At 38.9% G+C, this 6,136-nt stretch carries 7 protein-coding genes; all 7 read left to right on the forward strand.

Annotated features, from left to right (window positions below; translation table 11 throughout):
* The first annotated feature begins 80 nt into the window (after positions 1–80).
* Complete coding sequence (locus ODU45_RS02685) at positions 81–698, forward strand: GDSL-type esterase/lipase family protein (RefSeq protein WP_398580715.1); 618 nt, start codon at positions 81–83, stop codon at positions 696–698.
* A gap of 42 nt (positions 699–740) precedes the next feature.
* Positions 741–1,283, forward strand: coding sequence for a signal peptidase I (gene lepB, locus ODU45_RS02690; protein ID WP_024401810.1), 543 nt, complete (start codon positions 741–743; stop codon positions 1,281–1,283).
* A 293-nt stretch (positions 1,284–1,576) separates the two neighbouring features.
* Positions 1,577–3,388 carry a glutamine--fructose-6-phosphate transaminase (isomerizing) gene (gene glmS / locus ODU45_RS02695; RefSeq protein ID WP_398580716.1) on the forward strand — a complete coding sequence of 604 codons (1,812 nt, stop codon included), beginning with the start codon at positions 1,577–1,579 and terminating at the stop codon, positions 3,386–3,388.
* A 153-nt stretch (positions 3,389–3,541) separates the two neighbouring features.
* On the forward strand, positions 3,542–4,183 hold the full coding sequence (locus tag ODU45_RS02700; RefSeq protein WP_002940990.1) for an amino acid ABC transporter permease: 642 nt from the start codon (positions 3,542–3,544) through the stop codon (positions 4,181–4,183).
* Positions 4,184–4,192: 9 nt separating this feature from the next.
* A complete protein-coding gene (locus ODU45_RS02705; protein ID WP_009909533.1) occupies positions 4,193–4,825 on the forward strand; it encodes an amino acid ABC transporter ATP-binding protein in 633 nt (210 codons plus the stop codon).
* 14 nt (positions 4,826–4,839) lie between these two features.
* Positions 4,840–5,682 carry an amino acid ABC transporter substrate-binding protein gene (locus tag ODU45_RS02710; RefSeq protein WP_205026710.1) on the forward strand — a complete coding sequence of 281 codons (843 nt, stop codon included), beginning with the start codon at positions 4,840–4,842 and terminating at the stop codon, positions 5,680–5,682.
* Between the two features lie 291 nt (positions 5,683–5,973).
* On the forward strand, positions 5,974–6,136 hold a 163-nt coding region (locus ODU45_RS02715; RefSeq protein WP_172029287.1), incomplete at its 3' end, for a transposase.

Consider the following 6,136-nt stretch of genomic DNA (forward strand, 5'->3'; position numbering starts at 1 on the left):
TAATTATATCACAAATTCAGAAGTTTATTTATTTTTTTCAACATGATACAATAGAAAATAAGAAAAATTGAGGAGTTCGTGTGTCAGATATAATGTATCCTGAGGTCCTAACCGTTGGAAGTGGGACCGTAAAAGTTGCAACAGTCGGAGATAGTTTGACTTATGGATATGGCTTGGAGAATCGTGAAAAAGATGCCTATCCTTGTATTCTAGCTGAGAAACTTGGGTATCACTATCAAGTTTCAAATTACGGATTGAGTGGGCGTTCACTTCAGTCAACTGCAGATTTTCCTTACTTTAAAGAGAAGAATGCCCAACTTTCACTTGAGAGTGAAGCAGATATTGTCATCATCATGATTGGTAGTAACGATAGCCGAGGACCATATTGGAATAGGGAGAGATTTATTCGAGAGTATAGGGAAATGGCCGAGCAGTATATGGCTTTATCAAGCCAGCCGGATGTTTATTTAGTTATCCCGCCTTACGTACCAACCAGTCGTTTTGGATTGAATAATCAAATTATTGAAGATGAATTACAAAAGATTATCCCAGCTATCGGAAATGAACTTGGTTTACCAGTTATTAACCTTTACACTGTGACGGAGGGACATCTTGAATACTATAGCGATGGTCTTCATTTGACACCGCTAGGAAATCAAGTTATTGCTGAAGAGATTTACCAGCATCTCAGACACTAATAGCTCTAAATTGTGGTATAATACTAGTGAAATGGAGAGATTATGGTAAAAAGAGATTTAATAAAACAAATCAGTTTATTGGTCTTATTGATTTTTGGAATCATTGGCCTACGATTTTGGTTACTTGAGCCAGTCACGATTACCCCTGAGATGGCAAATAGTTATTTGAAGGAAAACGACTTTATCATGACGGTGCGAAATGTCCGCCCGATTCATGGAGATTTTATTTTGTATAACCATGAGGGAAAAGAGTATGTGAGTCGTGTGATTGCTTTGGAAAACGAGACGGTTACCTATATGGACGATGTTCTCTATCGTAATGATATTATTGTTACAGAGAACTATTTAAAAACGCCTCATTCACAAGAAAGTTATACAGATGACTTTACATTGGAAACCTTGACAAATGGAAAGTACAACGTCATTCCAGAGGGGCACTATTTGGTGTTGAATGATGTACGAACGAATCAACAGGATAGTCGTAGTTTTGGTTTGATTTCTAGTGAGGATATTGTTGGTAGACTGACTTTTCGGATTAGTCCACTTTCAGAATTTGGTTTTATTAAGACAGGGCTGGTTCAGTAGAATCAGCTTTTTTATTGTGTTGATACTCTTCGAAAATCAAAATTATCCGTTGTCAACTTGCCTTGATGAACTCCAGTTCTATCTTCGGCTTCGTTTCCTAGGCTACTTTTGATTTTCATTGAGTATGAGATGACTGGATCTGTATTTTGAAATTAGACTAGACCAATTAAAATGTTGACAAGGATGAAATCTTGTTATATACTGATTTTACTGGTCTTTTTGGATATAAATTAGACTAGACCAATTTTTAAAGAAATGAAAGCCGATGTTAACAAACATCGTAGGTGATATGTATGTGTGGAATCGTTGGTGTTGTAGGAAATACAAACGCAACTGATATTTTGATTCAAGGACTTGAAAAATTAGAATACCGTGGTTATGATTCAGCGGGTATTTTTGTGACGGGTAGTGAGCAAGCTCATCTTGTGAAAGCTGTTGGTCGCATTGCAGAATTGTCAGCAAAAGTTGGCGATAAGACCGAAGGGACAACAGGGATCGGTCATACTCGTTGGGCAACACACGGGAAACCAACTGAGAACAACGCTCACCCTCACACTTCTCAAACTGCTGGGCATGTCCTTGTTCACAACGGTGTGATTGAAAACTACGCAGAAATCAAGGAAGAGTATCTTGCAGGTCATGACTTGAAAGGTCAGACAGATACAGAGATTGCTGTGCATTTGATTGGTCAATTTGCAGAAGAAGGTTTGTCAACTCTAGAAGCCTTCAAAAAAGCATTGAAGATTATTCAAGGTTCATATGCCTTTGCCTTGATTGATGCTACAGATGCAGATACTATCTACGTTGCAAAAAATAAATCTCCACTTTTGATTGGTTTGGGCGATGGCTATAACATGGTCTGCTCAGATGCCATGGCTATGATTCGTGAGACGAGTGAATACATGGAAATTCACGATAAGGAATTGGTTATCGTGAAAAAAGATAGTGTTGAAGTCATGGACTATGATGGCAATGCCATTGAACGTGGTAGCTATACAGCAGAACTTGACTTGTCAGATATTGGTAAGGGAACTTATCCATACTACATGCTCAAGGAAATTGATGAGCAACCAACTGTTATGCGTAAATTGATTAGCGCCTATACAAATGAAGCTGGTCAGGTAACAGTTGATGCGGATATTATTAAGGCAGTACAAGAAGCTGACCGTATCTATATCTTGGCTGCTGGAACTTCCTATCACGCAGGATTTGCCGCAAAAGACTTCTTGGAAAAATTGACAGATACACCAGTAGAGTTGGGAATTTCATCTGAGTGGGGTTACAATATGCCACTTTTGAGCAAAAAGCCACTTTTTGTCATGATTAGCCAGTCAGGTGAAACTGCTGATAGCCGTCAGGTATTGGTTAAAGCTAATGAAATGGGCATTCCAAGTTTGACCGTAACCAACGTTCCTGGTTCTACCCTATCACGTGAGGCAACTTACACCATGTTGCTCCATGCAGGACCAGAAATTGCGGTAGCTTCTACAAAAGCCTACACTGCACAGATTGCGACTTTGGCAATCTTGGCTAAGGCTGTCGGTGATGCAAATGGCAATGCCTACGCGAAAGAATTTGACTTGGTGCATGAATTGTCCATCGTAGCTCAATCTATCGAGGCCAGCTTGTCAGAAAAAGATGTGATTGCTGAAAAAGTTGAAAAACTCTTATCAACCACTCGCAACGCATTCTATATCGGTCGTGGTAGTGACTACTACGTTTCTATGGAAGCCAGCTTGAAATTGAAAGAAATTTCCTACATCCAGTGTGAAGGCTTTGCGGCAGGTGAATTGAAACACGGTACCATTTCCTTGATTGAAGACGGTGTTCCTGTCTTGGCTTTGATTTCAAATCATCCACACCTTGCAAGCCATACTCGAGGCAATATTCAGGAAGTAGTGGCGCGTGGTGCCAATGTCTTGACAATTGTTGATGAAGCAGTAGCTAAGGAAGAAGATGACATTACTGTTACAACTGTTCATCCATTCTTGTCAGCGATTGCTATGGTCGTTCCGACACAGTTGATTGCATACTATGCGACATTGCAACGCGGTTTGGATGTTGATAAACCACGTAACTTGGCTAAGTCTGTTACTGTTGAATAAGAAGAAGGAAGGCATGGATTTCCAGCCTTCTTTTTGCACTATTGAAAAATATACAAAATTTTGGTTAAATTTATTAAAAATTCTGAAAAATCCTTTGAAATTAAGGATATTTTTTGATATACTAAAACCTAATCATTCTTTTAGGAGAGCTCTATGGATTATGTTTTGGAAGTTCTGCCCAGTCTACTAAATGGTGCAGCAGTCTCCTTGCAAGTATTTTTTCTAGTATTGATATTATCCTTGCCATTAGGAGCTGTTTTCGCTTTTTTAATGCAGATTAAATTTAAACCCTTACAATGGTTATTGCATTTCTATGTATTAATTATGCGAGGAACCCCCTTGCTTTTACAATTAATTTTTGTTTATTACGTTTTACCAAGTGTGGGTATTACATTTGACCGAATGCCTGCAGTGATTCTGGCCTTTACGCTCAACTATGCGGCCTATTTCTCTGAAATTTTCCGTGGTGGTATTGAAGCTATTCCAAAAGGTCAGTATGAAGCGGCTAAGGTATTGAAATTTACCCCTGTTCAGACCATTCGCTATATTGTCTTACCACAGGTCGTGAAAATTGTCCTGCCAAGTGTTTTCAATGAAGTCATGACTTTGGTAAAGGATACTTCTTTGGTCTATGCACTTGGGGTTAGCGATTTGTTGTTGGCTAGTCGTACTGCTGCCAATCGTGATGCCAGCTTGGCGCCTATGTTTATCGCAGGTGCAATCTACCTATTGATGATCGGTGCGGTGACACTGATTTCTAAACAAGTAGAAAAGAAATTTGATTATTATAGATAGGAGGAAGTCATGTTAGAGTTACGCAATTTGTCAAAACGCTTTGAAGATAAACAGATTTTCTCCAACTATGATTTGGTCATTCCAGAAGGGAAAATTGTTGCCATCGTTGGTCAATCTGGCGGTGGTAAGACAACTCTTTTACGGATGTTGGCTGGTTTAGAGACTATTGATTCAGGAACTTTGATGTATAATGGTCAAGAACTGCCGTTAGAGGAGTTGGGAAAACGACATTTGCTGGGCTTTGTCTTCCAGGACTTCCAGCTTTTCCCGCACCTATCCGTATTGGAAAACTTGGTTCTCTCTCCTATGAAAACGCAAAATATGTCGCGTTCAGAGGCGGAAGACAAGGCCCTTAAACTCTTGGATACTCTTGGACTTGCTAACCACGCAACTGCCTACCCATTTTCATTATCGGGCGGACAGAAACAACGTGTGGCTTTGGCGCGTGCGATGATGATTGATCCTGAGATTATCGGCTATGACGAACCAACTTCGGCCCTAGACCCTGAATTAAGAAAAGAAGTTGAGAAACTGATTCTTGAAAATAGGGCTACTGGAATCACGCAAATTGTGGTCACCCATGATATGCAGTTTGCTGAGAATATCGCAGATGAAATCATCAAAATTGAACCGAAACACTAAGAAAAGGAACAAATATGATGATGAATATTAAAAAAATGATGCTTGGAGCTCTTGCTCTTGTAACTTCTTTAACTCTTGCTGCTTGTGGCTCCAATGATTCGGCTACTAAGTCTGATAATTGGACAGCCTACGAGTCTGAAAAATCCGTTACGATTGGCTTTGATAAGACCTTTGTTCCAATGGGATTTGAACAGACAGATGGTTCTTACACAGGTTTCGATATTGACTTGGCTAATGTAGTCTTTGAAAAATATGGAATTACTGTAAAATGGCAACCAATTGACTGGGACTTGAAAGAAACCGAATTGAATAACGGGAATATTGATTTAATTTGGAATGGTTATTCTATTACAGATGAGCGTAAGGAAAAAGTTCTCTTCACAAATCCCTACATGGATAACCAACAAGTTCTTGTAACTAAAAAATCTTCCAATATTAGCCAAGTATCTGATATGAAGGATAAGATTTTGGGTGCGCAAGCAGGTTCATCTGGTTACTCAGTATTTGAATCACAACCAGCTATTTTGAAAGATATTGTTCAAAATAACGATGCAAGTCAATATGCGACCTTCAATGAAGCCTTGATTGACTTGAAAAACGATCGTATCGATGGCCTCTTGATTGACCGTGTATATGCAAATTATTACTTGCAACAAGAGGGAATTATCGCAGATTACAACATCATTGATGCAGGTTTTGAAAATGAAGCCTTCGCAGTCGGTGCTCGTAAATCAGATACTACACTCGTAGAAAACATTAATAAGGCATTTGCTGAATTATATAAAGAAGGTAAATTCCAAGAAATCTCCCAAAAATGGTTTGGTGAGGATGTTGCAACCGATACAGTAAAAAACTAATAATATAAGCAAAAGTGACTGAACAAGACATCCATGATGGTTGCGCCCTCATCCACAGAATAATGAAAAGAACTCGTGAAAACGGTGGGGGATACCCCAATATCATTAACTTAAGATTCTACTCCAATATTTGTTGGATAGGATCTTTTTATTATGGCTTCGAGCCAGTTTTTCTCGTAGAGAAAAACAAGAAAACCACCAGCTATGCTGGTGGCTGACAAGGCTTTGAGCTTCCATTTCTTTTTCCTGATATAATCTAATTGTTCAGGTTAGATAAAGGAGGAAAAAGAAATGGCTAAAACCAGTTACAGTTTATCACATACTAAATGGATGTGCAAATATCACATAGTTTTCACACCTAAGTACCGTAGAAAATCCATTTACTACAAAATTAGACAGGACTTAATTGATATTTTCCGTCATCTATGTCAATACAAAGGCGTGGAAATCATTG

The organism is Streptococcus sp. 2022WUSS135, assembly GCF_044427045.1.
Classification (GTDB): Bacteria; Bacillota; Bacilli; order Lactobacillales; family Streptococcaceae; genus Streptococcus; species Streptococcus hashimotonensis.